The 25,980-nt window shown below is 68.1% G+C and carries 21 protein-coding genes, 1 tRNA gene and 1 pseudogene; 21 read left to right on the top strand and 2 right to left on the bottom strand.

Going from position 1 to position 25,980, the window contains the following annotated elements:
* Nucleotides 1-112 precede the first annotated feature (112 nt).
* The 3 genes from R9X41_RS14610 (at nucleotide 113) to R9X41_RS14600 (ending at nucleotide 3,497) form a co-directional block, all read left to right on the top strand.
* A complete protein-coding gene (locus R9X41_RS14610) occupies nucleotides 113-1,114 on the top strand; it encodes an AraC family transcriptional regulator (RefSeq protein ID WP_318631169.1) in 1,002 nt (333 codons plus the stop codon).
* A gap of 156 nt (nucleotides 1,115-1,270) precedes the next feature.
* On the top strand, nucleotides 1,271-1,696 hold the full coding sequence (locus tag R9X41_RS14605) for a cyclophilin-like fold protein (RefSeq protein WP_318631168.1): 426 nt from the start codon (nucleotides 1,271-1,273) through the stop codon (nucleotides 1,694-1,696).
* A gap of 187 nt (nucleotides 1,697-1,883) precedes the next feature.
* Nucleotides 1,884-3,497 carry a diguanylate cyclase gene (locus R9X41_RS14600; RefSeq protein ID WP_318631167.1) on the top strand — a complete coding sequence of 538 codons (1,614 nt, stop codon included), beginning with the start codon at nucleotides 1,884-1,886 and terminating at the stop codon, nucleotides 3,495-3,497.
* A gap of 22 nt (nucleotides 3,498-3,519) precedes the next feature.
* On the opposite strand, the pseudogene R9X41_RS14595 reads toward R9X41_RS14600, so the two are convergent.
* Nucleotides 3,520-3,953 (bottom strand): annotated as a pseudogene (locus R9X41_RS14595) (UDP-galactopyranose mutase).
* Nucleotides 3,954-4,340: 387 nt separating this feature from the next.
* Nucleotides 4,341-4,416 (bottom strand) — tRNA-Thr (locus R9X41_RS14590).
* A gap of 188 nt (nucleotides 4,417-4,604) precedes the next feature.
* Between R9X41_RS14590 and R9X41_RS14585 the strand changes: the two genes are divergently transcribed.
* The 18 genes from R9X41_RS14585 (at nucleotide 4,605) to tssF (ending at nucleotide 25,935) form a co-directional block, all read left to right on the top strand.
* A complete protein-coding gene (locus R9X41_RS14585) occupies nucleotides 4,605-4,883 on the top strand; it encodes a hypothetical protein (RefSeq protein ID WP_318631166.1) in 279 nt (92 codons plus the stop codon).
* 255 nt (nucleotides 4,884-5,138) lie between these two features.
* Nucleotides 5,139-5,666, top strand: coding sequence for a type VI secretion system contractile sheath small subunit (gene tssB / locus R9X41_RS14580; protein ID WP_318631165.1), 528 nt, complete (start codon nucleotides 5,139-5,141; stop codon nucleotides 5,664-5,666).
* A gap of 71 nt (nucleotides 5,667-5,737) precedes the next feature.
* Nucleotides 5,738-7,252, top strand: a complete 1,515-nt coding sequence (gene tssC, locus R9X41_RS14575; protein ID WP_318631164.1) for a type VI secretion system contractile sheath large subunit — start codon at nucleotides 5,738-5,740, stop codon at nucleotides 7,250-7,252.
* 101 nt (nucleotides 7,253-7,353) lie between these two features.
* Nucleotides 7,354-7,839, top strand: a complete 486-nt coding sequence (locus tag R9X41_RS14570; RefSeq protein ID WP_318631163.1) for an Hcp family type VI secretion system effector — start codon at nucleotides 7,354-7,356, stop codon at nucleotides 7,837-7,839.
* Complete coding sequence (tssJ, locus tag R9X41_RS14565) at nucleotides 7,839-8,366, top strand: type VI secretion system lipoprotein TssJ (protein WP_318631162.1); 528 nt, start codon at nucleotides 7,839-7,841, stop codon at nucleotides 8,364-8,366. Before R9X41_RS14570 ends, tssJ begins: the two co-directional genes overlap by 1 nt.
* Before the next feature lie 155 nt (nucleotides 8,367-8,521).
* Nucleotides 8,522-9,943 carry a type VI secretion system baseplate subunit TssK gene (gene tssK / locus R9X41_RS14560; protein ID WP_318631161.1) on the top strand — a complete coding sequence of 474 codons (1,422 nt, stop codon included), beginning with the start codon at nucleotides 8,522-8,524 and terminating at the stop codon, nucleotides 9,941-9,943.
* Nucleotides 9,940-10,239 carry a hypothetical protein gene (locus R9X41_RS14555; protein WP_318631160.1) on the top strand — a complete coding sequence of 100 codons (300 nt, stop codon included), beginning with the start codon at nucleotides 9,940-9,942 and terminating at the stop codon, nucleotides 10,237-10,239. The genes tssK and R9X41_RS14555 overlap by 4 nt, the downstream gene beginning before the upstream one ends.
* Nucleotides 10,240-10,249: 10 nt before the next feature.
* Nucleotides 10,250-12,853 carry a type VI secretion system Vgr family protein gene (locus R9X41_RS14550; RefSeq protein WP_318631159.1) on the top strand — a complete coding sequence of 868 codons (2,604 nt, stop codon included), beginning with the start codon at nucleotides 10,250-10,252 and terminating at the stop codon, nucleotides 12,851-12,853.
* 22 nt (nucleotides 12,854-12,875) lie between these two features.
* Nucleotides 12,876-13,127: a hypothetical protein gene (locus R9X41_RS14545; protein WP_318631158.1), complete on the top strand. Its 252-nt coding sequence runs from the start codon at nucleotides 12,876-12,878 to the stop codon at nucleotides 13,125-13,127.
* A complete protein-coding gene (locus R9X41_RS14540; RefSeq protein WP_318631157.1) occupies nucleotides 13,124-14,032 on the top strand; it encodes a DUF4123 domain-containing protein in 909 nt (302 codons plus the stop codon). Before R9X41_RS14545 ends, R9X41_RS14540 begins: the two co-directional genes overlap by 4 nt.
* Nucleotides 14,029-14,547 (top strand): DUF3304 domain-containing protein, encoded by a 519-nt coding sequence (locus R9X41_RS14535; RefSeq protein ID WP_318631156.1) that lies wholly within the window; start codon nucleotides 14,029-14,031, stop codon nucleotides 14,545-14,547. Before R9X41_RS14540 ends, R9X41_RS14535 begins: the two co-directional genes overlap by 4 nt.
* Nucleotides 14,547-16,694 carry a T6SS phospholipase effector Tle1-like catalytic domain-containing protein gene (locus R9X41_RS14530; protein ID WP_318631155.1) on the top strand — a complete coding sequence of 716 codons (2,148 nt, stop codon included), beginning with the start codon at nucleotides 14,547-14,549 and terminating at the stop codon, nucleotides 16,692-16,694. Before R9X41_RS14535 ends, R9X41_RS14530 begins: the two co-directional genes overlap by 1 nt.
* Nucleotides 16,691-17,218, top strand: coding sequence for a DUF3304 domain-containing protein (locus tag R9X41_RS14525; RefSeq protein WP_318631154.1), 528 nt, complete (start codon nucleotides 16,691-16,693; stop codon nucleotides 17,216-17,218). Before R9X41_RS14530 ends, R9X41_RS14525 begins: the two co-directional genes overlap by 4 nt.
* A gap of 322 nt (nucleotides 17,219-17,540) precedes the next feature.
* On the top strand, nucleotides 17,541-18,680 hold the full coding sequence (icmH, locus tag R9X41_RS14520) for a type IVB secretion system protein IcmH/DotU (RefSeq protein ID WP_318631153.1): 1,140 nt from the start codon (nucleotides 17,541-17,543) through the stop codon (nucleotides 18,678-18,680).
* A gap of 62 nt (nucleotides 18,681-18,742) precedes the next feature.
* Nucleotides 18,743-22,879, top strand: a complete 4,137-nt coding sequence (gene tssM / locus R9X41_RS14515) for a type VI secretion system membrane subunit TssM (RefSeq protein ID WP_318631152.1) — start codon at nucleotides 18,743-18,745, stop codon at nucleotides 22,877-22,879.
* Nucleotides 22,879-23,454, top strand: coding sequence for a TagK domain-containing protein (locus R9X41_RS14510; RefSeq protein WP_318631151.1), 576 nt, complete (start codon nucleotides 22,879-22,881; stop codon nucleotides 23,452-23,454). The genes tssM and R9X41_RS14510 overlap by 1 nt, the downstream gene beginning before the upstream one ends.
* The gene (locus R9X41_RS14505; RefSeq protein ID WP_318631150.1) at nucleotides 23,451-24,020 is read left to right on the top strand and encodes a type VI secretion system baseplate subunit TssE; all 570 of its coding nucleotides are present in this window, start codon (nucleotides 23,451-23,453) and stop codon (nucleotides 24,018-24,020) included. Before R9X41_RS14510 ends, R9X41_RS14505 begins: the two co-directional genes overlap by 4 nt.
* 22 nt (nucleotides 24,021-24,042) lie before the next feature.
* Nucleotides 24,043-25,935 carry a type VI secretion system baseplate subunit TssF gene (tssF, locus tag R9X41_RS14500; RefSeq protein ID WP_318631149.1) on the top strand — a complete coding sequence of 631 codons (1,893 nt, stop codon included), beginning with the start codon at nucleotides 24,043-24,045 and terminating at the stop codon, nucleotides 25,933-25,935.
* The last annotated feature ends 45 nt before the right edge of the window (nucleotides 25,936-25,980 follow it).

Here is a 25,980-nt window from a genome sequence, read left to right as displayed (position 1 = left end):
GGGGACGGCCGGCGCGGGCCGGTTTGCAGAATCGTTGCCGATCCTTGCACGATCCTGCACCGCTCGCTCCGCCGTGCAGACAAACGCCGGGACGCGGCCTAAGCTTCGTCCCATGCTGACATTCACCAAGCCCTTCACCGTCACCGAGCCGCCCATCGACCAGATGCAGGTGACGGTGATGCGGGCGGAGCTGGCCGCGATGATCGAGCGCAAGACCGGCACCGACGGCATGCACGACAGCGTGTACCCACCCCTGGGTTTTGCCCGCACCACGCAGATTCACCACCCGGTGCATTCGGTCTGCGAGCCGGCCTTCTGCATCCTGGCGCAGGGCAGCAAGCGCGTGCTGCTGGGCGAGGAAGCCTATATCTACGACAGCAACCAGTACCTGGTGGCGTCGCAGAACCTGCCGGTTTCCAGCCAGGTGATCGACGCGTCGCCCGAGGCGCCCTACCTCGGGCTGCGGCTGTCGTTCAACGTGAAGGACATCGCCGCGCTGGCGCTCGAGTTCGGCCTGGCCGAGACCGGGCCCAAGGTACGGCCGCAGCGCGGCATCTTCACCGGCGCGCTCACGCCCACGCTGCTCGACCCGGTGCTGCGGCTGATGAAGCTGCTCGATACGCCGCAGGACGTGGCCGCGCTGGCGCCACTTATCTCCCGCGAGATCCTCTACCGGCTGCTGCGCTCGCCCGACGGCTGGCGCCTGGCGCAGATGGCGGTGGTCGACAGCCACAGCCAGCGGGTGGCGCAGGTCATCGGCTACCTGTCGCGTCATTTCCGTGAGCCGCTGCGCATCGAGGACCTGGCGGATTCGGTGCACATGAGCGTGTCTTCGCTGCACCATCATTTCAAGTCGGTCACCTCGATGAGCCCGCTGCAGTTCCAGAAGCAGCTGCGGCTGCAGGAGTCGCGCCGCATCATGATCGGCGAACGGGTCGACGCGGCCACGGCGGGGCACCGGGTCGGCTACGAAAGCCAGTCGCAGTTCAACCGCGAGTACAGCCGTTTCTTCGGCATGCCACCGGTGCGCGACGTGAAGCGCCTGCGCGAGATGCAGCTGGGCCAGGTGGCGCAGGCCGGCGAGCCCGGCGAGGTCGGCGACCCGGGCCGATGACGGGTCGAAGCCCCGGCGGGGCCGATTTCGAGCCAACGCGCCGGCACGCATTCTTTTTTGTTTTCAGTGCCGTTTTTTCGTGACGCCGCCGTCTGGCGCCACTGACGGCGTTCGGCTTTGCAGGGCCATGGGCGACGATCAGCGAGGAGGAACCGCATGAAAAAGATTCATCTGACATTCGATGACCAGGTCATCACCGCGACCCTGGCCGACCACGAGGCCGCACGCGCGTTCATTGCCATGCTGCCGATGACCGTCACCCTGCACGACCTCTTCGGCCGCGAAAAATTCGGCGCCATCGCGCATGCCATCGGGCACGCCGAGCCGCGTTCGCAGCGGGGCGAGCTCGGCGACCTCATCTGCTGGTCGGCCGGCCCCGATCTGGCGGTGCTGTATGCGCAACACGACGCACCCCTGTGCGGCGGCTTCCACAAGCTCGGCCGTATCGACGCCGGCGCGCAGGCCTTCGCCGTGCCGGGGCCGCTCGTCGTGACGATCGCGCTCAAACCGGCCGAGCCGCGTTGCTCCGTCGCCGAGCGGCGCCGCACCGGTCGGCCGTTCGGCCGCCGCAGGCCGGCCTGAAGGCCGCACGACGGCATCGCGCGCGCCGGTCGACGCCGGCAAGCCTTCCCAAAACCCGATCGGCCGCTAACATGCCCGCAAGCAACACGCGAGCCCCCGGCGTTCGATCCCATGCGCAGCCACGTTCCAAATCAGCCTTCGTATTCAACAGTGGTAATGCGCCAGCACCCGCCGCGCTGGGCGGCGCATGGCTGATCGCGGGGCGGTGGCCGAGTCCGCCTATACCAGCTCCATCGTCGTCGAGCCCGATCTCGACGTGCTCGACAGTCCGTCGGGCCATGCGCCGCTGCCCGCCGATTCCGCCGGGGCAAGCGACGTGTCGCGCACCGCCAACCTGCTGGTCACCTTCGTCTGCATCGCGCTGCTCGGGCTCAATGTCTGGCTGATCATGCTGGCGCGCGGGCACGAGGTGGCGCAACTCACGCTGGCCAACGAAAAGCTCGCCGGCTCCATCGCCCAGCACGTCGACAGCTCGCTGCTCGACGTGGAACACGTGCTCGACGGCACCGTCTTCGAACTCGAGCAGGCCAACCTGGAGCCCGCGGCGCTGGAGCGCATGCAGCCGGCGCTGGTGAACATGTCCGCCAAGGTGGAACAGCTCAAGAGCCTGCTGATCTACGACGCGTCCGGCCACTGGATGCAGACGTCCGAAGCCATGCCGAACGGCCGCAACAACAACTCCGACCGCGAATACTTCATCTTCCACCGCGACAACGAAAGCCGCGAGGCGCACCTGGGCCTGCCCATCGTCAGCCGCTCCACGGGTGAATGGGTGGTGCCGCTGTCGCGGCGGTTGAACGATGCCGAAGGCCGCTTTGCCGGCGTGGCGCTGGCCACCATCAAGCTGAGCTTTCTGCAGAAGATCCTGTCGGAGTTCAAACTCGGCGAGCAGGGCGCCACCGCGCTGGCCCTCAACGGCCACCTGGTGGTGCGGGTGCCCTTCAAAGAGAGCGACATCGGCCGCGACGTGAATCAGCAGCCGATCATCCAGTCGGCCGCCCGCGCCAAGACCGGATCGAACGAGGAAAAATCGCTCATCGATCACGTGGTGCGCATCATCAGCTTCGACCACGGGGCGAATTTTCCGGTGATCGCGGTGGTCGCGGTAGGTCAGGAAGAAGTGCTGCGCGACTGGTTCCGCCACTCGGTGGTGCAGACCGCCGTGGTGCTGGCCCTGTGCGTGCTGGTGATCGCCGGCGGCCGCGTGCTCGCCGGCTCGCTGCGGCGCCAGAGCCAGGCCGAGCGCCGCCTGCGGCTGGCCCGCGACGCGCTGGCCACGGCCAACGAAAAGCTGGCGCACCTGGCGCGCGACGACGGCCTGACGGGATTGTCGAACCGCCGCTTCTTCGACGTACGCCTGGGCAAGCTCTTCGCCCACGCGCAGCGGCACCGGCGCACGCTGGCGGTGGTGATGGTCGACGTGGACGAATTCAAGAAATACAACGACCGCTACGGCCATGTCGCTGGCGACGAATGCCTGCGCCAGGTCGCCCAGGCGGTGCGTTCGGCGATTCATCGGCCCGAAGACCTGGTGGCGCGCTATGGCGGCGAGGAGATGGCCTTGCTGCTGCCCGAAACCGACGAGGCCGGCGCCCGTCACGTCGCCGAGGCCGCGCGGTTGGCGGTGCAGGCGCTGCGCATTCCGCACGCCGGCTCCATCCACACCATCGTGACGATCAGCCTGGGCGTGGCTGCGCGAACCCCCTTGGCGCAGGAGCAGCCGGCCTCGCTGGTGAAGGTGGCCGACCGGGCGCTCTACCGGGCCAAGGAGCTGGGCCGCAATCGCACCGAAGGGGCCTGATTCTGTCGCCGGTGCGTGAGGCTCACGTCATCGAACGTTCCACGGCGAAAGCGGGCATCGATGCGCCGGACCGCAGCGATGCGACGTATTGCCCGGAGATGTCGAGCGATTCGGCGATCGTCACGTGCCTGTCGATGTAGCGGTAGGTCCCGGGGCGGCCGGCGAAGGTCACCTTCTCATGGCGCGCTGCCTTGCCGACGTAGAGGGCGAGCAAGGCTTTTTCCTCGGTCAGGCGGATCGGGTAGTACGGGCTTGGCCCTCCTCGCACACTCCGCTGTATTCCTTGAAAACCACCGTCTTGCGATGCGTTTCCCACGGCACGAAATGCTTGTGCTCCGAGATGCGGGTCCAGGACACCGCCAGGTCACCGTAGTTGATGACGGCATTGCCTGGTAATCGCCCTCGTGATCGTCGCGGACGAAACCAGGGTGCGGCAGCCCAGGCGGCCGTCGGCATGGCCGAGGCATTCAGCGCAAAGGGGTATCAGGCACACGTCCCATTGCGACAAGAAGGCCGGCAGGCGTCGTAGCGTCGCTGCCCCATCCAGCGCAGGTTGGCCCGACGCGGCAAGCTCTCAGGACTGATCTTCGCCCGCGGCCGACCATGACGATCTGCATGCGGGATGCGCGTCGGCGCCCAGCGGGGGCGCAATGTTCACCAGCGGATCGGTGTGCTTCGATGCGGGTCGGGCCGCCGCCTCGAGACTGTTTGTACGGCCACGGTCGGCGACACCGTCGGAGGCCACGGTTCAGCCGACTTCAACCGTTCTTGCAACCGCAGGTACAGCGCACAAGCAAAAAGGCCTTACAGCAGCGTGGGACTGCTGTAAGGCCTTCGTTTTTCTGGTGCCGGAGAGATGAATCGAACACCCGACCTTCTCATTACGAATGAGCTGCTCTACCGACTGAGCTACACCGGCTAAGCCTGCGATTCTAGCATAAGGCCATGGCCGAGATCGAAGTTTCATCGCGCCTCGACTGTCACGCCGCACACCCTCGAGACGTCGCATCGCCGGCGCTGCGGCATGGGCGCCCCTGCTGTTGCGCGGATGTGCACGCGCCCGGGATTGGTGAGTAGTGGGGTTGAGTGACTTGTAGCCACGTCGTGGTGAGTTTGACTGCCCGAGTAAATGCGAGCGCCCTGCAGACAAATACCAGCGATCCAATAAAAAGCAGTCCTGCTCGCGTTTTCAATAATCGAAATTACGGCCAAATAAACGCCGTTGGTCGGGCGAAATATATCGTTCGTCTTTCACAGAAGAATCCTTTCCGCTCAGGCCGCAACCAGACCTCGCTGCCGACTTTGGCAAGCCTGAAACTGCACGGTTACGTTGCCGACTTATTAAAACAAGATTTTGATTTTGATTCGAAATCACTGTTCATATAAACAGGTGAATGCCCATAAGCTCGCCGTGCTCCTCCGATTAATACGAGCGTTTCGCAGATCCGAGTCATTCACGCATTCCCCACACCCAAAAAGAGGGGTTCGGCTTTTGAATGGGCAGCCTGCCGTCGCCCTTCAGCGATGCACGTCGCTGCCTTTTCAATGCCTGGCGTGAATCGGTCTTCCCGCAGAGCCGGAGTCGGCATTCGCTCATTCCCAGCCTTTCCCATCCAGTCTTCAACCAGGACCGATGCAACCATGAACAGCAGCAATAGCAGTAGCGCCAGCAGCCAAAAATACCTCGCACGTAACCGTGCACCACGGGTGCAGATCGAATACGACGTCGAGGTATACGGCAGCGAAAAGAAAGTCGAGCTGCCTTTCGTCATGGGTGTCATGGCCGACCTTTCCGGCAATCCGCTCGATGCCCTGCCGCCCGTTGCCGAGCGCGCTTTTCTCGACATCGACGTCGACAACTTCGACGAACGCATGAAGGCCATCGCGCCGCGGGTGGCGTTTTCCGTGCCCAACACCCTCACCGGCGAGGGCCAAGTCATGGTCGACATGGCCTTCCAGAGCATGGACGACTTCAGCCCCGCTGCCGTCGCCCGCAAGGTCGGCGCGCTGGGCCGGCTGCTGGAGGCGCGCATCCAGCTTGCCAACCTGCAGACCTACATGGACGGCAAGGCCGGCGCCGAAGAGCTGGTGAGCCAGCTGCTCAAGAACCGCACCTTCATGCATGCGCTGGTCGATGAAAGCCGGCCCGACCATCCCGTGAAGATTTGAGCCGACCTGTCGTCCCGGCCAACGCACCCACGCTTTCCGTTTTCATCCCCCTCGATCAGCCAGAAGCTTCGATGAGCACCTCACTCGCCACCACCCAAACGGTCCAGGCCGCCCGGCCGCCCCGCATCCTGCTCGACAACCTCGACAACTTCCAGGATCTGCTCGACCACGAGTTCAAACCGCGTGGATCCGACCAGCGGCACGCGGTAGACGCCGCGGTACGCACCCTGGCCGAACAGGCCCTGGCCCACACGGCCACCATGAGCGACGACGCCTACGCCAGCATCCAGGCCGTCATCGCCGAGATCGACAAGAAGCTCACCGAGCAGATCAACCTCATCCTCCACCACGAGGAATTCCAGAAGCTCGAATCCGCCTGGCGCGGCCTGGCCCATTTGGTCGGCAACACCGAAACGGACGACAAGCTGAAGATCCGCTTCATGGACCTCGGCAAGGACGAGCTCCGGCGCACCCTGCGCCGCTACAAGGGTGTGGCCTGGGACCAGAGTCCGCTGTTCAAGCGCCTCTACGAAGAGGAATACGGCCAACTCGGCGGCGAGCCCTATGGCTGCCTCGTGGCCGACTACTACTTCGACCACACCCCGGCCGATGTCGAACTGCTCGGCGCCATGGCGCGTATCGCCGCCGCCGCGCACGCGCCCTTCATCGCGGGCGCCTCGCCCGGCAACCTGCAGATGGAGAGCTGGCAGGAACTGGCCAACCCGCGCGACCTGGCCAAGATCACCAGCAATATCGAACACGCCGCCTGGAACAGCCTGCGTTCCACCGAAGACGCGCGATACGTAGGGCTGGCCATGCCGCGCTTCCTCGCGCGCTTGCCCTACGGCGCACGCACCAACCCGGTCGACGAGTTCGATTTCGAGGAGCGGACCGACGGCGCCGACCACTGCCGCTATCTATGGGCCAACGCCGCGTATGCGCTGGCCGTCAACATCAACCGCAGCTTCAAGCTGTATGGCTGGTGCACCATGATTCGCGGCGTCGAGTCCGGCGGCACGGTGGCGAATCTTCCCTGCCACACCTTTCCCACGGACGACGGCGGCTTCGACATCAAGTGCCCCACCGAGATCGCCGTGTCCGACCGGCGGGAGGCCGAGCTCGCCAGGGCTGGCTTCATACCGCTGGTGCATCGAAAGGGCACCGACCACGCCACCTTCATCGGTGCGCAGTCTTTGCAGAAGCCGCAGGAATACACCGATCCCGACGCGACTGCCAACGCCAACCTGTCGTCGCGACTGCCCTACCTGTTTGCGAGTACCCGGTTCGCGCACTACCTCAAGTGCATCGTGCGCGACAAGGTCGGCACCTTCCGGGAGCGCGAAGACATGCAGCGCTGGCTCAACGAATGGATCATGAATTACGTCGATGCCGACCCGGTCAATTCCAGCCAGGAGACCAAGGCCAGGCGGCCCCTGGCAGCAGCCGAGGTCGTGGTCGAAGACATCGAGGACAACCCCGGCTACTACAGCGCCAAGTTCTTCCTGCGACCGCATTTCCAGCTCGAAGGGCTCACCGTGAGCTTGCGGCTGGTGGCTCGGCTGCCTACGGTCCGCCAGGCCGCCTGATCACGGCTCGGGCATGCGGCACGCGGGCACGCCTGCGCCCGGCCGCCGCATGCGCGGCTTTCTGTCTTTTTCCCTTTACCAGCAGCAACGCAGGAGCCCCCATGGCCCAGGACATTTTTCTCAAGATCAACGGCATCGACGGCGAAAGCGGCGACGCCAGCCACAAGAATGAAATCGAGGTGCTCAACTGGACCTGGCGCATCGCCCAGGAATCCACCATGCATGCCGGCTCGGGCGGCGGCGCCGGAAAGGCCAAGGTCGAAGACCTCACCTTCGTGCACGACGTCGACCGCGCCTCGCCCAACCTCATGAAGTTCTGCCTCACCGGCAAGCACATTCCCGAAGCCGTGCTGGTCGTGCGCAAGGCCGGCGGCAATCCGCTCGAATATCTGCGCCTCACCATGACCGACGTGCTCGTGACCCAGGTCGCGCCGGGTGGGTCGTCCGCCGACGACCACCGCCCCCGCGAAACCGTCAGCCTGTCGTTTGCCAGGGTCTCGCAGGAATACACCGTGCAGAACCTGCAGGGCGGGTCCGGCGGCGCGGTCACCGCGGGCTACGACATCAAGGGCAACAAGGAAGCCTGATGGACCTGCTCCGTCGCCTGCGCCCGGTCGGTGCGCATGCCGCTGCGGCCTTGGCGGTAGGCATGGCAAGCGGCTGTGCCGATCGCGGCGCGGCCGCACCCGAACCGGTGCAGCTCGACATCACGGTGTCGGCAGATGCACGGGTCAACCTCGACGCCCAGGGGCGCGCGGCGCCGCTGCAGTTGCGGATCTATGAGCTGAAGACGCCGGTCGCTTTCGAAGCCGCCGACTACTTTGGACTGGCCAACGGCGACCGCGCACTGCTGCAGACCGACCTGGTCAGCCGGCAGGAGTGGCTGCTGCGACCGGGCGAGTCGCAACGCCTCCGCCGTGCCGCGCAGCCTGAAGCCACCGCCATCGGCGTGCTGGCCGGCTACCGGGACCTGCCTGCCGTCCGCTGGCGAGCGGTGCATCCGCTGCCCGGCGCCGCCCAGTCGTCCTGGACACGCTGGTTGACACCCGCTCGCAAGGTGCGTCTGCATGTGCTGGCTGACGAGACCGGCGTGCAGGTGAAAGCCGCGGATTGACGCGCCGACGTCCGCTCCGCGCTTCACACCGCTTCACCGATCCCGCCGATCCAACCCGCTCAAGCCCGATGGCCTCGATCCGTCGATCCGTCGATCCGTCGGTCCCTCGATCCTTCGTCTCTCCGAACTTCTGTGAACACTGCGACCCCAACACCATGAGCTGGACCAACAAAGTCGTCTGGAGCGAAGGCTTGTTTCTGCAGCCCCAGCTCTTCCAGCAGCAGGAACGCTACCTCGAGCACTTCGCCCACCTGCGCGCCAGGCCGCTGTCGCCGTTCTTCTGGGGGTTCTCGCATTACCGGCTCGATCCCGAATCGCTCGGCCTGGGCAAGCTGGTGCTCTCGTCGGCCAGCGGCCTGTTCATCGACGGCACGCCTTTCAGCATTCCGGGCGAAAGTCCGCCACCCCAGCCGCTGGCGGTGCGGCCCGAGCACCTGGACCAGGTCGTCTACCTGGCGCTGCCCAGTCGCGTGCCCAATGGCGAAGAAACGAGTTTCGGCGACACCGATGCCGATGGTGGCGCACGCGACGACGTCGCCAGCTTGGCGCGCTACGGCGTCTTCGAAACCGAACTGCGCGATGCCAACTCCATCGGCCAGGGCCCGCGCCCGGTGCAACTCTGCCGCCAGCGCTTGCGGCTGCTGCCGCACAAGGAACTCACCAGTGCCTGGATGGGCCTGCCGCTGGCCCGCGTCACCACCATCCGGGGCGATGGCAGCATCGAACTCGAGCCCGACCTGCTGCCGCCGGTGAACGTGCTCGGTGCCAGCGGCCAGTTGCTGGAATGGATGAGCCAGCTCCATGGAACTGCCCGCCTGCGCGCGCAGCGCCTGGCCGACCGATTGAGCGGCGCAGCAGGGCAGGGTGCCGAGGCCGCCGAGGTCGGCGAATACCTCACGCTGCAGTTGCTCAACCGTTATGAGACAGAACTCGACGGCCTGCTGGCGCTGAAGGACTCGCCGCCGGCGGCGTTGCACCGCTTGCTGCGCTCGCTCGAGGCGGAGCTCTCCACCTACGTACGACCGGCCACACGGCGGCCTTCCGAGCTGCCGCGCTACGACCACCTCGATCCCCACGGCAGTTTCAGTCCCCTGGTCGAAGCCGTGCGTGAGCTGCTCAACGCGGTTCTGCTGCGCAGTGCGGAACGAATCGCACTGCAGAGCCAGGAGCACGGCATGCATGTCGCCAGCGTGGACCCGTCGACGCTCGCCGGCTTCCAGGCCATGGTGCTCACCGTGCGCGCCCAGGTGCCGCTGGACCAGCTTGTTGCGCAGTTTCCTGCCCAGGCCAAGTTCGGCCCGGCCGATCGGCTGGCAGAGCTGGTCCGCCTGCACCTGCCGGCACTGCAACTGTCGAGCCTTCCGGTACCGCCGCGCCAGATTCCCTATGCCGCGGGCACCGCCTATTTCCAGGTGGAGTCGCATGGACACCTCTGGAACCACGCGGCCCGGTACGGCGGCCTGGCCCTGCATGTGGCGGTCGATATCCCGGGCCTCGTAGTCGAACTGTGGGGAGTGCGGGGCTGGCCGCCGAACCCTCCGGGCCGACCCCGGCCTTTACGAAACCATCCTCCATGAGCCACAGCATCATCCTCTTCGGCGACTCCGGTGATCCCAGCGACTCCGATGATCCCAGCGACTCCGGTGACCGCTCCGACGTGCGCGTCATCCACGGGTCGCCCCATCGCCCGGTCGCTGTTCGCGCCCCGGCTCGCGAGGCCGGAAGGCCGGTCCGCCCGGCGCCTTGTGCCGGCGGTGCATCGCACGGCGCCAAACCCGCCGCCGAACGCTACGAGCCGATGGCGGCACCGGACCGGCGCCTGCCGCGAAGCGGCTGCGCGCCCGTCGTCCCGGCCGGAACCTTCTGGGGCTGAGGTGCGAGACATGCCATCGCCACTGCATTCGCTGCTGCCCCTCTCGGTCCCCACGGCCCGTGACCGGGTGCTCACCCTGCGCGGAGCCGCGCTGGAGCAGGACGGCCTGCCTCCGCTCGAAGCCATCCGTATCGATGGCACCGAAGGCATCAACACGCTCTTCGAATACCGCCTGCAGGTGCAGACCCCAGAGTTGCCGCCGGGCATCGCTCCATGGTCGGTCGACGCCCGGCGGCTGCTGGGCCGCGAGATCACCATCGACATCGAGCTCGATGGCGCCGGCACCTTCGTCCCCGGTGCCATCGGCTACGCCGGGCAGGCTGGCGCGGGTGCCGGCATTCGCCAGATCAGTGGCGTGATCTGCGAACTGCGCCGCCTCGATGCCGACAGCCGCCATCTGCGGCTTGAACTCGTCCTGCGGCCCGGCTTCTGGCAGGCGACCCTCAGCGCCCACCACCATGCCTTCCACGACATGACCGTCGTCGAAGTGCTGCAGGCGGTGCTGGCTCACCATCCCTGGCCGGTCGATCGTCACCTGGTCGAAACCTATCCCTGCCTCGACCGCATCACCCAGTGGGGCGAGACCGACTGGAATTTCTGCTGCCGCCTCATGCAGCAGAACGGCATCAACCACCATTTCGAGCACACCGGCTCCACCCATCGACTGGTGCTCAGCGACCACAACGGCGCCTTCCGGCCCTTCGGTGACGAAGGCGGACCCTACCGCCAGATTCCGATGCACGCCGAAAGCGGACGCATCGACCGCGAATTCATCCACCAATTTACGCCGTGCCAACGCATCACCAGCTTGAGCTGGGAAGCGCGTGACTACGACTACACCCAGCCTCGGCTGGAACTCGTCGCCCGCGGCGGTCAGGCGTCCAGCGATGTCAGCCACGGGCGTCACGAAATCTACCAATGGCGTGCGGCTGGCGCCCATGGCTGCAGCGATGGCTTGTCGGGCGCGCTGTGGAGCCAACCCAATGCCGGCCGGGACCCACAGGCGAACACGCATGCGGCAACGCACGCGCGATGGCTGGCCCGGATCCGCCTGGAAGAGCGCAGCCAGCACGCCACCCGGGCCGAGGGAGCGGGGCATATCCGGGGCATCGTCGCCGGCCGCAGCTTTCACCTGCAGAAGCATCGGCAGGCCGAGGCCAACGTCGAGCACCTCGTGCTGCACGCCGAACTGCACCTCCAGGCACCGGGCCAGGAGAGTCAATCGTCTACCGCCGCGGGTCATTGGCTGATCGACACGCGCTTTCTCACCCAGCCGGCGAGCCAGCCGCTGCGGCCGCCGCTCACGCTGTCCAAACCCCGTGTCGCCGGCTGCGAGGTCGGCATCGTCACGGGCCCCCTCGCGGGACAGGTCCACACCGACGCACTCGGCCGCATCAAGGTGTGGCAGCCCTGGCAGCGCAGCGACCGGCAGGACGCCGACGCCAGCCCCTGGCTGCGGGTGGCTCATCCCTGGGCAGGCAACCAGCAGGGCGCGGCCTTCCTGCCGCGCGTCGGACAGGAGGTTCTCGTCAGCTATTACGGCGGCGACCCCGACCTGCCGATCGTCACCGGCAGCGTGCACAACGCGCTCAACCAGCCGGGCTGGCAATTGCCCGGCCAGCATGTGCTGACCGGCATCCGCAGCCGTGAGCTGGGCGAGTCGGGCGGCAACACCGCGCCCGGACGGAGCAACCACATGCTGCTCGACGACAGCCCGGGCCATATCCAGGCGCAGCTCAAGAGCGACCACCAACACTCCAGCCTGAGCCTGGGCGACATCCACCGCATCGACAACCACGAGGGTCGCCGGGAAGCGCGCGGGCAGGGTGCCGAGCTACGCACCGACGGGCACGGGGTGGTACGGGCGGCTTTGGGGTTGATCCTGAGCACGCAGGCGCGAACGGGCGCTCGCGGGGGCGTCAAGGAGATCGCCGAAGCACTGCAACGGCTCTCCGACGCACAGGATCGACACGGCCAACTGGCCGACGCCAGCCAGACCCACCAGGTGCAGGACGCGAACGATCAACGAGCCACGCAGCAGAAGCTCAAGCAGCAGAGCGAAGAACTTCGTGGCACCGGCGAGGCCCTTGGGGAGCTTGGTGCGCCGCACTTGCTCATCGACAGCGCTGCCGGTATTCACACCGCTGCGGCGGCCAGCACCCAGCAAGCCAGTGGCGAACACCACGCCATCGTCAGCGGGGAACACACCAGCATCGCGGCCGGCGGCAGCCTGCTCGCAAGCGCTGCCCAGGCGATACGCCTATTTGCCCGCGCTGCCGGCATGCGCCTGTTCGCCGCTGAGCAGAACATCGAGATGCAGGCACAGCGCGGCAGCGTCGAGGTTCGCGCGAAGGACACGATTCGTTTGCAGGCGCGAGTCATCGAGCTGCAAGCCGAGCAATACGTGCTGATCAACGGCGCGGGCAGCCACAGCCGGTGGGAGGCCCAGGGAACCACCCACGGCACACCGGGCCGGTGGAGGGTGCACGCCGCAGCCAGCAGCCAGACCGGCCCAGCGAGCTTGCCGGTGACCCCGGCGCAGTTCCCGTCCAGCGTCTGCAAGGAATGCCTGGCGGCTGCCGCCCGCGAGCGCGCGGGCCTCGCGCCCCTCTGAATCAACCAAGCAGGAGCGAAAAATGAACGATCAGATTGGTCCGCTCGCCGGCCAGCGCGCGCACGATGGCGTGGTGGATGAGCGCTCGGCCGCCAAGCTCAGCCTTGTGGAAGGAATGGACTTTCCCCAATGGGCTGAAGAGCGGCTGGCTATCACGGTGCATGAGCGCTGTGCCGGCTTCTGGGAGGGCGCGACCTCGGGCGGAACGCACCACGCATGGATCGAGGTGAAGTACCGTCTCATCACGCCCGGGCGGTGGGAGCAGCAGCAATGAGCGGCGAGAAACCTTTCCTGGCCGATGGTGTTTTGCTGGGGCCCTCCGAAGGGCCAGTGGCTTATTACGGCATTGATCCCCATGCCTTCGATCTGGCCGAGCAGCTCTCGGCCGCCGTGGCCGTCCATGCGCCGGCACCGGGAGACGCCGCGCATGGCATGCACGCCCTGATCGACGGCGCGGCCAACCCCGCATTTGGCCTCGAACTGCTCGCGCAGAGCAGGCAGCTCGCGTCTGCCGTCCGTCCGATTTATGCCGGCACCCGACTGGAAGCGGCGGAGGAATACGGCCTCTTTCTGTGGGAGCTCACCCAGGCAGACGTCACACCGCTGCTCGCCCGCTGCAACGGTCGGCCCATGCTCAGCTTCCTCCAGACGCCGCTGCACCCGCGCGCCTTGCAAAGCCATCTGGCCGCTTTCGCCGAAGCCCGTACCGAAGACGGCCTATCGATGGTGGTTCGAATGGCCGATCCAATCCTCCTGCCAGCACTCGTCCGGGCGCTCGGACCGCAAGCCGAGACGCAACTGCGCGCCGGCTTCGCGGCTTGGCACCTCATCGGTCGTGATGGCGGGCTGCACAGCTGGGCCGGCACCGCTGGCTCGGCCGATCCGCCTGCGGTGTCGGCGGGTCCCGGGCTGATCACCGACCGGGCTTTCAAGACCTATATGGAGACGGCCGAGGCCGACGAGGTGCTGTGTGCTGCGGTGCGCGACAAAGCCGCACTTGGCGCGGGCACGAGCGCGGTGGAGTTGCACCACCGGGCAAGCAGGCTGCTGGCTCTGCTCGACCGTTGCGATCTGCAGGATTTGCGTAGGCGCCGTCAGCTCGGCGTCACTGCCTTGCAGATGTCCGATCCGTTGGCGGCCGAGTTCTGGCTGCGAGAACAGGCAGGGAGGCTGGCATGAAAAGCTTGATGGCGATAGGTGCCGTATTGGCTCTTGGCGAATGCGCCGCACCGCCGAGGTCGACGACCCTGGAGGAGAGGGCATATCGCCAGGAACCGGAACTCTGGGCGGAGAAGCGCATGACCGAAGAATTACCAGGGGCTTATGTGGACACGGGCTGCACCGGCCATGGCAACGTCGGCTACATCCACAGCTATGCCGTGCGGGAGCCCCTAGGTGGGCACGTCAGCCGACGAATGATCTTCGCGCCAAATTGCGGCGAAACGGGGCTCGCAGATTCCACGATTCCCAAGACCTGGACGCCCGGCATGAAGACCGAGGTGCGGTGGATGCCCGATGCCAGGCCATCGATAGAGAAGACGACCTCGATTTCTCGCGACAAAGAAGTCGGGATGTTGGTCGTGCAATGCGTCCCCGGCTACGAAGTACGTGTGGTCGTCACCAACCACTACGCGGAAAGCCCGAACCATCCGCTGGCGTTCAGCGCCACCGTGCCAACTGCGGAGCCAGCCTGATGCCGACCCTCGTTCGCAGCGCACCGCTGGTCATCGAAGGCGATGCAGAAAGCATCATGAATCTCACTCCCAAGGATTGCGGCCACGCCGTGGGATTGCGGCATTGCAAGAGACCGCCGCACTGCGACATACCGCTCTACATCGGCGTGTTCTTCGACGGAACCAACAACAACCGGGAGCGCGATGAGCCGCACCGTGGACATACGAACGTCGTGCGGCTGTTCAACGCGCACTTCTCGATGACGTCGGAGAACGCGGCGATGCACCGGCAGGGGCACTACGCCATTTACGTGTCCGGCCTGGGCACCCGGTTCGAACCCGCAGGCGAGTGGCGGGAAGCCATGGAAGGCAAGGCGATGGCGGCCGGTGGCGCGGCGCGCATCCTTTTCGCCGTGCTGGAGGTCGTCAATGCGGTTCACATGGCCTTCAGCAACCAGATCCCCCTGCTGCAGCCCGGAGCCATCACCGCCAAGCTGCACGACTACACCCGCTGCGTGGTCGAGGGCATCCAGACCGACAGCGAAGTGCCCAGCGAACGCGCCCGAGAAACCCGCCGCGCCTGGATGCAGCGCCTCAACGCCGAACTGCAAACGAGCATGGCGCGCGCCAAGTACGACCGGCCCCGGCCCCACATCCCGTTCATCCGCGTCAACGTCTTCGGCTTCTCCCGGGGCGCGACCCAGGCCCGGGCGTTCTGCCACTGGCTCGACGACCTGCAGCAGGGCGGCGGCCTTGCCGGCATGCCGGTGGAGATCGGCTTTCTGGGCCTGTTCGAATCGGTCGCCTCGGTGGGCCTTTCCCATTCGGCCCACCGCGTCCTCGGCCCGGCCTTCGCCTTCGCCGATGGCCACTTCGCCTGGGCCGACGAGGTGCTCAACAAGCCGCTGCCGGCCATCGTGCGTCGCACGGTGCACTTTGTCGCCGCGCACGAGCAGCGGCTCAATTTTCCGCTGACCCGGGTGCACGGCGAGAACGTCGACGAAATCATCTGCCCCGGCGTGCATTCCGACGTGGGCGGCGGCTACCTGCCCGGCACCCAAGGCCGCAGCCCGGGCGAGGCCTTGCTGGTCTCGCAGATTCCGCTGTGCCTGATGCATCGCCAGGCCCGCATCTGGGACGTGCCACTGGCCGAATGGTTCGTGATGGATGAACGACTGAGGCGCGACTACGCCATCCTGCCCAGCCTGGTGACGAACTGGAACAACTACATGGGCACCACCGCCACCGACTGGGAGTTGCGCGAAGGCAGGCATGCCCCCCACATGGGCCAGAGCGGCGACTTCCAGGCCCTGATGCGCCAGCACCGGCGCATGTACCTGAGCTTCCGGCGCAAGTATCGCCATCCCGTCGACATGCATGACCTGCTGACCATCGACCTGAAGCTGCCGGTCGGGGGCCAGGACTACCAGGACATCGCGAGCTACAACCGGCTGCTCAGCGGCGACATGGCGCTGCTGGACCAGCGCCGCGAGGCCCTGCTCGAGCCTCACGGCACCAAGGCCAGCGACGGCGTGCCGTGGCCGCGCGAGGTGCCCCCGGAGTACGTCGGCCACAGCAACCTGTGGCCGCGCCGTCTTTTCCCGTACCCCAACAGCCCGGACGACGAGGCTATCGCCTGGGCGCTGGACCAATTCAAAGGCCCGCACGTGCTGAGCCAGGGGCATATCCCGCTGCTGGCCTTCCAGGTCCATGACTCGCTCGCCGGCTTCTATCTGGTCGGGTTCACCACGCAGGAAGAGATGGCCGAGAAGCTGCTGAAGATCGTGGAGCAGGCCCACTCCAAGGGACCGCAGAGTCTGGCGCCTTACCAGCGGCAGGTGTATGACAACTATGAGGCGGCCATCCGGCATGACAAGGTGCTGAGTGACGCGATCGAATGGCGGCTGCTTCGAAGACGACAGCTTGGCGTAGATGCCCAAACCCGATGGGACCGAGAGCAGGAACAGAAAGTCTTTGAAAAAATTTCGGTCTTCGATCCGGGTGAGCAGGAACGCGCGGCCCGCCTGTTCCCGCTGCAGACCGACGAAGACGCCAGCACGATCCCGGAGGGTTTTACCGAGAACGTCGTGAGGGTGATAACCGACAGGCGGCGTGAACCAGGCGGGTACCTGTTGGAGCGCGCGGTATTCGAGGGCAAGAAGCCATGAAGTGGCTTGTCTGCCTACCCGTCATCGTTGTGCTGGCTGCGTGCGGCGCGCCGCCGAGGGTGTTGACGCCCGAGGAGTCGGCACAGCAGCAGAGACTGCGAGCAAGGGAAGCCAAGCGCAGATCTGAGGAAGTCCCGACCTTCCCCGTCAGCATCAGCTGCTACGGCCACGGGGCTGGCTACATCTACAGCTTCTCCGTACAGGAGCCGGTGTACGGCCAGTTCAGTCGGCGAATGATCTGGGGCGGCAGCGGCAACTGCGGCCTGGTGCTGGCGGGCTATCAGGTGCCCCTGACCTGGACGCCGGGCATGAAGGTCAAGGTTCGCTGGAATCGTCCCATCAAGGGCGAAGACAACTGGATCGAGAAGACCACGGCCATCCTGCCCTACACCGCCATTGGCAATCTCTACGTGCATTTCTTTGCCAACGACGAGGTACGTGTGGTGGTGTCGCAAGTGGGAGTTCTCAACCCTGGTCACGCGATCGCGCCGACCGCGACCGTGCCACCACCAGAGCCCGACTGACTTTTTGGGCTTTGCCGTTCGCTCCCGAGCTTTGCCGGGCAACCCTGCACACCGTATTCCTCCGACTTGTCGGGCACTTCCGCGAACTCTCACTGATGTTTTCATCCTGCTACCAATGACTGTCACCGCAGAGACCTTCTCGCTCTTCCCATCCCGTCCACCCGCTAAAACAACTCGACCTGCCGACGCGGGCAGCACGTCCACTCACGAACACGGCGCCACGCGCGAATCCCTGGACTCCGGCCCACCCGACGACGAACGGCTCGCCCTTATCCTGCATGCCCAGACCCAAGGTGGCAACGCCTTCCTCGCCGCAGCCGGCATGCTCCTGCGCGCCTTGGCCGACATCGGCTGCGCGGTGCCCCGGCACCTGCCGGCTACCGGCGTGTCGGCCCTGCACGAACTGCTGACCCGCGAATTGCACATCTTCACCCGCCTGTGCGAGCGGGCCAACCTGCGCCGTGACCACATGCTGGCGGTGCGTTTCTCGCTGTGCACCGCGCTCGACGAAGCAGCCAACCTGCACACCTGGGGTGGCGGCAGCGGCGCCGCGCTCGGCCCGTGGTCCGGGCGCTCGTTGCTGCACGCCTTCCACCAGGAGGGCAATGGCGGCGAGAAAGTGTTTCTGCTCATCGGCCGGCTGGCCGCCCAGCCCGACGAACACGTGGACGTGCTGGAGGTGCTGCATCACATCGCCAGCCTCGGCTTCGAAGGCCCCTATCGGCTGGATCCCGACGGCCGGCGCAAGCACGACGGCATCCGGCATCGGCTCCACACCCTGGTGGCCGAACGTCGCCCGCCGGTGCCGCATGAACTCTCGCCCCACTGGCGCGGGGTATCGCGCCGTCGCTTCCGCTTGCCGCGCCGCGTTCCGGTGTGGTGCAGCCTGCTGCTGGGCACGGTGGCCGCACTCGGCTATTTCGTGTCGCTGCAGCGCGACCTGCAGCACCGCACCGACACGGTGGTGGACCGGCTCGACGAGATCGCCGCGCTGCGCGCGCCCGAGCGTCGTCCGGTGCGACTGGTGGAGCTGTTGAAGGACGACGTCTCGGCAGGACGCGTGGCGGTGGTCGACGCGCCGGACGGCACCAGCACGGTCACCTTCGCGGGCGACGCGATGTTCGCGCCCGGCCAGGCCCGGCTGGCGGCCAAGGCGTTGGCGCCGGTGAGCCGGGTCGCCGAAGAAATCGCCCGGCTGGCAGCTCAGCAGCCGCTGTCGGTGACCGTGACGGGGCACAGCGACAACCTCGCGATCGCCACGCCGCAATTCGCCGACAACGCCGCCTTGTCGCGGGCACGGGCGCAATCGGTCGCGCAGGCGCTGGCGCCGGCCCTGAAGGGTGCGCCGGTGACGGTGCAGGTGGAAGGCGCGGGCGATGCCAGGCCCGTGGGTGACAACGCCACCTGGCCCGGCCGGGCCGCCAACAGGCGGGTGGAACTGCAGGTGAGGGCCGGGCGGTGAGCGGCTTGCCTCCGCCGGCGGGCGAAGCGCCGAAGAACAACGAGCAGGGGTCGAGGGTCGTGATGAGGACATTTTTCGAAGGGCTGTGGAGCCGCACCACGGCCTGGTTGCTGTTGGTGGTCGTGGCGTGCGTGGCGGTGTGGGTGTTCGGGCCCTCGTTGGCCATCGGCATCTGGCGGCCGCTCGAAGGCGAAGGCGCGCGGCTCGCCGTGATGGCGGCAGTGATCGCCACCGCGCTGCTGGCGCTGGTGAGCGCCTTGCGATGGCCGGCGGCGGTGCTGGCGGCGGCATCGCTGGTCTGGACGCTCGGGCCATGGTGGTCCGTCGGTGGCGTTCATCCGCTGCTCTCGGTCGGCGTGCGCGCGGCCATCGTGGGTGCCGTGCTGCTGGCCTACGCCCTGGTGGTGGTGTGGCGTGCGCTCCGCGCGATCCAGGCCGATGGCAGTCGGCTGGATTGGCTGCCCGGACCCAGGCCCGAGCTGCCGCCGGCGCATGCCGACCTCCAGTCGATGCGAACCGTCGCCCGGCGCGCGATGGCACGACTGCGCCGCATGCGGTCTGGCGAGCGCGGGTGGCACGGCGTGCCGACAGGTGGTCGGCGACGCTATGAACTGCCGTGGTTCCTGCTGGTGGGCGGCCCGGGTGCCGGCAAGACTTCGGCGCTGCGCAATGCCGGCCTGCAGTTCCCAGCGCCGCCCGAACTGCCGGGTTCGCTGGCCGCCGAAAGAATCGCCACGGCAACCTGCGGCTGGTGGTTCACCCATGATGCCGTTCTGGTGGACACCGCCGGCCGGTTCAGCCAGCAGGCAGAGGGCACCGCTGACGCCCCGGTCAATGCCGCTGGCTGGCGCGGCCTGCTGCGGCTCTTGCGGAGCCTGCGTCCCCGCGCACCGCTCAACGGCGGCTTGCTGGTCGTGGACACCGCGTTGCTGGCCGCGTCGGACCCCGCGGCCATCCGCGAGATCGCTGCCGACATGCGCAGCCGCCTCGAGGAAGCGCGCGAAGAGCTCGGCGTACGCTTTCCGGTCTATGTGCTGCTGAGCAAGGCCGACGTGCTCCATGGCTTCACCGAGTATTTCGGGTCGCTGACCAGCGAGGCCCGCGCGCAGGTCTGGGGCTTCACGCTACCGTGGACCGGCCATGGCCGTCGAGGCTGGCAATCGCGCGGTGAGGGCGCGACGGGTGCGTCGGCAGCCCGGCTGGAGCAGGCGGTGGACGCGGAGTGGAGCGCCTTGCAGGAGCGGGTGTCCGCGGGTGTCGCGGCCCGGCTGCAGGAAGAGTTCGAGCCCGGCCGGCGGCAACGCCTGTACCGGCTGCCCCACGAGGTGCAAGGCCTGGCGCCGCGTTTGCGCGCGTTGCTGGCCGAGACTTTCGTCGACTCGCCATTCGATGCGACCGCGACGGGCAGCCTGTTGCGCGGGGTCTATCTCTGCAGCGCAGCCCAGACGATCGAGGTGGTCGACGCGGGCGTCGCCCCGGGGGTGGAGGCGGCCAGCGTGCTGTCGCGCCTGATGGCCCGCGTGGCCGGGCCGGCGGCCAGGCCCGGGTCCGCGCCCGCGCCAGCGCCAGCGTCCACCGCCGATAGCGAGGCCGGCCGGCCGACCGGCGATTCCGGGGCGGCAGGGAGATCGTTGCTGGTGCAGCGCGGCTATTTCCTGGGTGATCTGCTGCGACGCGTCGTGTTTCCTGAATCGCACTTGGTGCGTCCGAACCTGCGGCTGGAAGCGCGGCTGCGCGTGGTGGGATGGCTGGGCCATGCGCTGGTGCTGCTGGCGCTGCTGTGGCTGCTCGCCGGCATGCGCACGGCCCACCGGCTCAACACGGCCTACCTTGAAGCGGTTGCCATGCGGGCCGGGCCCTTACGTGTGCAGATGCACGATGCATTGGCTCAATTTCGGGCGCCGCAGCTTCTTCCCGACCTGCTGGACGCCGCTGGCGCCTTGCCGCGCCACGCCGGCCTGGACCTGGAGCGCCCGGCCTGGTCGTGGCGATTCGGGCTCTACCGCGGCGACGTCGCGCAGCAGGCGGCCGGGCGCATCTACGCGTCGATGCAGCAGCACCTGCTGTTGCCGGGTGTCACCACCCGCATGGAGCAGCGCCTGAACCAGGCACTCGACGCCGAGGACGCTCGCGCCGCCTACGAAACCCTTCGCGTCTACCTCATGCTGTTCGATTCGTCGCGCTACGCGGCCGCCGACCTACGCGCCTGGGTGGCCCAGGACTGGCAGGCAGCCGACGGCCTGGCGGTCACCTTCGGCGGGCGGGCGATCATGCTGCAGCACCTGCAGGCGCTGTTCTCCGGCGAACGGCCGGTTCGCTCGGCGGGCGTGTCCGATGCGGCCCTGGTGCGGGAGGCCCGTGAATGGCTCGACACCGAAGTGTCGGCAACGCGGCTCTACGAACGCGCCAAGATGCAGTTGACCAGCCAGGCACCGGCCGATTTTTCGCTGGTCAGCGCGGTCGGGCCGCAGGCCGGCACGCTGTTCGCCCGGGCTTCCGGCGCGGCGATGGAGCAGGGCGTGCCCGGTCTGTTCACCCATGAAGGCTATCGGCGCGTGTGGTCGCCGCGGGTGGATGCCTTGATCGCCGCGGGCGCACAGGACGACGCCTGGGTGATGGGGAGGCGCCGGGTCGAAGCCACGACCGCCGCTGTCGTCCAGGCGGAAACGCAGGCGCTGGCCGACGAGGTACGTCGCCAGTACCTGCAGGAATATGCCGCGCGCTGGATCGAGTTCCTGGACGACGTTCGACCGATCGGCGGAGCCAACCTGGCTTTCGACCTCAACCTGATGCGGCAACTGGCCGCGCCCGACTCCCCGATCACCCGGCTGGCCCGCGCCGCCGCCCGCGAGACCACGCTCGGCGCGTCCCTGTCCGCGTCCCTGCCGACCCCGTCGACCGCGCCGCCGGAACCATCGTCCGCCGGACCCCATGCGGCGGTGTCCGGGATCGCTGCGGATGTCACCCGCGCGGCGGCGGACGTCGGGTCGGATCCGTCGGCCGGGGTGCATGCCCGCATGGAGCGGCTCGAGGTGGACGATCGGTTCGCGTCGTTGCGCGAGGTGGTGACCGGCCGGGTCGATGCCCAGTCTCCGCCCGCGGGTGCCGCTGCTCGAGCGCCCGCGCTCGAGCTCGTCACCGGCCTGGTCAACGAGTACTACACCGCCTTGCTGGTGGCCGACGCGGCCCTGAGCGGCGGCGCGGTGCCGGCCGGCGTCACCGAGGTCGGCACTCGCCTGCGGCTGGAGGCCCAGCGCCTGCCCGCACCCCTGCGGGCGGTGTTGCTCGGACTGGGCACCGCCGGGGCGGGACGCGTGGCCGAAGGCGCACAGGCCGTGCTGCGCCAGCAGGCACGGTTGCAGCTCGACCGCATCAACGGCCTGCTCGCGCTGCAGGTGACCGAACCCTGCCGCCGTGCGGTGGATGGGCGCTATCCCTTCGTCGCCGATGGTCCGGGAACGGCCGAGGTCGGTGCGGAAGACTTCCAGCTGCTGTTCGCCGCCGGCGGCAGTTTCGACGACTACTTCGTGAAGAACCTGCTGCCTTATGTCGAGTTGAGCCAGCGGCCCTGGCGCTACCGCGAGCCGGCATCGGCCGCGTCGCCGCCGCCGCCCTGGGTGGCCGGTGCTGCCGCACCGGGCGGCGCACAAGCGTCGGCACCGGCGTCGGGTGTCGCCGCCCCCACGCTGACCGGCGAATTGCTGCGCCTGCTGGCCGAGAGCGGTCCGGATCTGGAGGTTTTTCGGCGTGCCGCGCAGATCCGCGACGCCTTTTTCCGCGACGGTGGCCGCCGCCTGGGCTGGCAGGCCGAGGTCAAGGTTTCCGAGCTGGATCCGTCGATCACCGAGCTGTCCATGGACTTCGACGGACAGGGCCAGCGTTATGCCCACGGACCGGTCCAGGGCTGGGCGATTGCCTGGCCCGGGCCGCGCGGTGGTGCCTCGGCCGAGCTGACCGCCTCTCCGCGCATCCGTGCGGATACGTCCACGCTGCAGGCCAGCGGGCCGTGGGCCCTGCAGCGGCTGCTGGAACGCGGCCGGGTCGTCGGCACGGCGGCTGCCGGACACGTGGCGGTCGAGTTCGATTTCGACGGACGGCGGGCGGTGCTGGACCTCTCGGGCAGCGGCAGCCAGGGCTTCGCGCCGGCGGTGCCCTGGCTGCGGGGCTTCCGCTGTCCGGGCGCCAGGACGGCCGCCTGATGCGCACGCCAGCCCGAAACGTCGGCGGCCAGCCGCCGGCAGGCGCCGACCTGCGCGACGAGGCCGGTCCGCCCTTGCCAATGCTGCAGGCTCTGGGCATCCGCGACGCGTCCGAGTACGGCGAGTGGCGCGCCGGGTCGCTTACCGGAGACCCTTTCATCGACGAGCTGCATGCCCGCTACCACGCGTTGCTGTCGGACCCGAACGCGCTGGCGACGCCGGTCGTACCGCAGGCCGACGGCAGGGTCGCCCCCGCGGGCCTGGCGGTGCGCGATGGCCTGGCGGCACAGGCCGGTGACGCGCACGGGCCGCAGAGCCTGCACGACTGGCTGGTCGCGTCGCCCTCCATGGACCGCCTGCTCGCCGCCAGCGAGACGCTGGCGCATGACCCGCTGCTCGACGAGCCACCCGCGGACGATGTGCTGCGGTTGTTCGCGCCGGCGCCGGAACGCCAGAACGCGCGGCCCTCCTCGTTGGCCAGCCTGACGAGACGCGAGCATCACCTGCCGGCGGCCGACAGCGCGCTTCGTCTGCCCGGCGTCGCAGCGGCCGACGCCCACGGGGACAAGGCATGACGCCCGTGATCCCGTGCGCTCATCACCCGGCCGCACGCTACCCGGCAGGCGCCGATACCGGCCACGCCGGTAGAACCGCGCGTGCGGAACCGCTTTTCCTGCCGACGCTGTTCGACCGCCTGCAGGACGACGAGCCTAGCGACCCGCACGAGTCCCCCCGGGCCTACGCGCCCGGCCGAGACCGCATGCGCGAGCTGGTGCGCCGTGACCTCGAACTGCTGCTGTGCACCGTCAACCTCGAAGACCGGCTGGACCGCACGCGCCGCCCGCTGGTGGCCGCCTCGACCGTCAACTATGGATTGCCGCCCCTGGCCGGCGGCTGGGCGCTGGAGCGGCGCTGGCCGGAGGTGGAAAACATGATCCGCCGCGCCCTGACCGACTTCGAGCCGCGCCTGTCGCCCGACACGCTGTGCGTGCGGCCCCTGGCCGACGGCGGCCGGCCCGCCTCGCTACGCCTGCTGCGCTTCGAGATCAGCGGCGAGATCCGCATCGCGCAATACCCCCTGGTCTTTCGGGTGCAGACCGCGGTCGACCTGGAAACCAGCCGAATCACCCTGGAAACCTGAGCGCCGCGAACTGGCCGATCCCATGGAACCGCAACTGCTGCAGTACTACAACGAAGAGCTGATCTACATGCGGGAGCTCGCTGGCGAGTTCGCCGGGCTCCATCCCAAGATCGCGCGGCGGCTCGGCATGCAGCCCGGCGAGGTGGCCGATCCCTACGTGGAGCGACTGCTGGAGGGCTTCTCCTTCATGTCGGCACGCATGCGCATCAAGCTCGACGCGGAGTTTCCGCGCTTCACCCAGCGGCTGCTGGAGGTGCTCTATCCCAACTACGTGAGTCCCACGCCGTCGATGGCCGTGGTGCGATTCCAGCCCGACCCGACGCATGGCGACCTGCGCCGCGGCTTTGGGCTGCCGCGGGGCACGGCGCTGTTCGCCCGCGTGGCGCCGGGCGAACGCACCGCGTGCGAATTCCGCACCGGGCAGGAACTGACCTTGTGGCCGATCGAGCTGACGCAGGTCGTGCTCGGCGACGTGCCGCCGGACATTCCGGCCCTGGAGCGTCGCCTGCCCGCCGGCACGCGCCCCCGCGCCAGTCTGCGCCTGCGGCTGCGCCTGATGGGCGAGGGCGGTTTTGCGGACCTGCGCGGCCTCGACCGCCTGCCGGTACAGATCGCGGGCGACCCGGCCGTGGCGTCGCGCCTGTTCGAACTCCTGCAGACGGCCGCCTGCGCCACCCTGATCGCCGCGCCGGGCGAACTGTCCTCCACCCGGCAGCCGGCCCACGTGGTCGGCGAAAGCCCGCTCGTGCCCGATGGATGGGAGCCGTCGCAGAGCCTGTTGCCCTTGCGCTGGACCAGTTTCCACGGCCACAACCTGCTGCACGAGTACGCCGCCTGTCCCGAGCGTTTCCTGCGGTTTTCCTTGCGGGGCCTGGCGGCGGGCCTGGCCCGCATCCCCGGGTCCGAAGCCGACGTCGTGGTGCTGCTCGACAAACCCGGAGGCGATCTCGATGCGCTGGTGGATGCCGGCAGCCTGGCGCTGCACTGCGTGCCGGTCATCAACCTCTTCGAGCACCGTACCGACCACCTCGCGCTGGAGCCGGGAGCCACCGAGTTCCACCTGGTGCCCGATCGCTCGCGGCCGCTGGATTTCGAGGTGCATTCGGTCGTCTCGATGCAGGGTGAGCCCGACGCCGGCGGCGGCGCCGTGGAATTTCGGCCGCTCTACGACACCGTCGGCCACGACCATGGCGACCACGGCCGCTACTTCAGCCTGCGGCGCGAGGCGCGCACGGTATCGCTGGCCGGCCATCGCTACGGCGCGCGCAGTGCCTACGCGGGCACGGAAGTGTTCGCCAGCTTGGTCGACCAGCACGAGGCACCCTGGCCCGGCGAGTTGCGGCAACTCGGTGTTTCGGCATGGCTCACCAACCGCGACCTGCCGGCGCTGGTGCCCAGCAACGGCAGGGACGATCTGCAGGTCGGGGGACTGAAGGTGCCGGTGCTGGCCGCGGGATTCCTGCGCCGGCCCACCCGGCCGCATCCCCCGGCAGCGGTGGGCGAAACCGCCTGGCGGCTGATCCGGCAACTGGGCTTCAACCATCTGCCGCTGACCGAACTCGACGCGGCCGGGGGCGGCCGGGCGTTGCGCGACATGCTGGGCCTGTTCGTCGCCGGCGACGGAGTCGTGGCCCGCGCCGAGATCGCCGCGCTGGTCGGCAGCCGCCTGGACCCCGTCACGCGGCGACTGCCCGGCGCCGGACCCCTGGTCTACGGACGAGGCGTGCTGTGCACCCTGACGGTGGACGAGGCGGGCTTTTCCGGCGGCAGTCCCTACCTGTTCGGCCTGGTGCTGTCGCACTACCTGGCGCGTCATGTCTCGATCAACACCTTCGTCGAAACGCGCCTGGAGTCGCTGCAGCGCGGCGAGATTGCCCGCTGGCCGGCGCGCCCCGGTACGCGGGAGGCCGTATGACCGGCCGGGTGCCGGTTCGTCGGTCCGATCAGCGGCGCGCGGCAC

It is taken from the genome of Xylophilus sp. GOD-11R, from assembly GCF_033546935.1.
Lineage (GTDB): Bacteria > Pseudomonadota > Gammaproteobacteria > Burkholderiales > Burkholderiaceae_C > Xylophilus.
The sequence above is the reverse complement of the archived record's forward strand: the minus strand, read 5'-3'. Positions and strand labels throughout refer to the sequence as shown.

Excerpts from the sequence above, each read along its gene's own strand:
- R9X41_RS14550 (WP_318631159.1), top strand. The coding sequence starts at position 10,250 with ATGCCATCGCCACTGCATTCGCTGCTGCCCCTCTCGGTCCCCACGGCC.
- R9X41_RS14610 (WP_318631169.1), top strand. The coding sequence starts at position 113 with ATGCTGACATTCACCAAGCCCTTCACCGTCACCGAGCCGCCCATCGAC.
- R9X41_RS14605 (WP_318631168.1), top strand. The coding sequence starts at position 1,271 with ATGAAAAAGATTCATCTGACATTCGATGACCAGGTCATCACCGCGACC.
- icmH (WP_318631153.1), top strand. The coding sequence starts at position 17,541 with ATGCTCCTGCGCGCCTTGGCCGACATCGGCTGCGCGGTGCCCCGGCAC.
- tssK (WP_318631161.1), top strand. The coding sequence starts at position 8,522 with ATGAGCTGGACCAACAAAGTCGTCTGGAGCGAAGGCTTGTTTCTGCAG.
- tssB (WP_318631165.1), top strand. The coding sequence starts at position 5,139 with ATGAACAGCAGCAATAGCAGTAGCGCCAGCAGCCAAAAATACCTCGCA.
- R9X41_RS14555 (WP_318631160.1), top strand. The coding sequence starts at position 9,940 with ATGAGCCACAGCATCATCCTCTTCGGCGACTCCGGTGATCCCAGCGAC.
- tssF (WP_318631149.1), top strand. The coding sequence starts at position 24,043 with ATGGAACCGCAACTGCTGCAGTACTACAACGAAGAGCTGATCTACATG.
- R9X41_RS14530 (WP_318631155.1), top strand. The coding sequence starts at position 14,547 with ATGCCGACCCTCGTTCGCAGCGCACCGCTGGTCATCGAAGGCGATGCA.
- R9X41_RS14600 (WP_318631167.1), top strand. The coding sequence starts at position 1,884 with ATGGCTGATCGCGGGGCGGTGGCCGAGTCCGCCTATACCAGCTCCATC.
- tssM (WP_318631152.1), top strand. The coding sequence starts at position 18,743 with ATGAGGACATTTTTCGAAGGGCTGTGGAGCCGCACCACGGCCTGGTTG.
- R9X41_RS14570 (WP_318631163.1), top strand. The coding sequence starts at position 7,354 with ATGGCCCAGGACATTTTTCTCAAGATCAACGGCATCGACGGCGAAAGC.
- R9X41_RS14505 (WP_318631150.1), top strand. The coding sequence starts at position 23,451 with ATGACGCCCGTGATCCCGTGCGCTCATCACCCGGCCGCACGCTACCCG.
- R9X41_RS14510 (WP_318631151.1), top strand. The coding sequence starts at position 22,879 with ATGCGCACGCCAGCCCGAAACGTCGGCGGCCAGCCGCCGGCAGGCGCC.
- tssJ (WP_318631162.1), top strand. The coding sequence starts at position 7,839 with ATGGACCTGCTCCGTCGCCTGCGCCCGGTCGGTGCGCATGCCGCTGCG.
- R9X41_RS14545 (WP_318631158.1), top strand. The coding sequence starts at position 12,876 with ATGAACGATCAGATTGGTCCGCTCGCCGGCCAGCGCGCGCACGATGGC.
- R9X41_RS14535 (WP_318631156.1), top strand. The coding sequence starts at position 14,029 with ATGAAAAGCTTGATGGCGATAGGTGCCGTATTGGCTCTTGGCGAATGC.
- R9X41_RS14525 (WP_318631154.1), top strand. The coding sequence starts at position 16,691 with ATGAAGTGGCTTGTCTGCCTACCCGTCATCGTTGTGCTGGCTGCGTGC.
- tssC (WP_318631164.1), top strand. The coding sequence starts at position 5,738 with ATGAGCACCTCACTCGCCACCACCCAAACGGTCCAGGCCGCCCGGCCG.
- R9X41_RS14540 (WP_318631157.1), top strand. The coding sequence starts at position 13,124 with ATGAGCGGCGAGAAACCTTTCCTGGCCGATGGTGTTTTGCTGGGGCCC.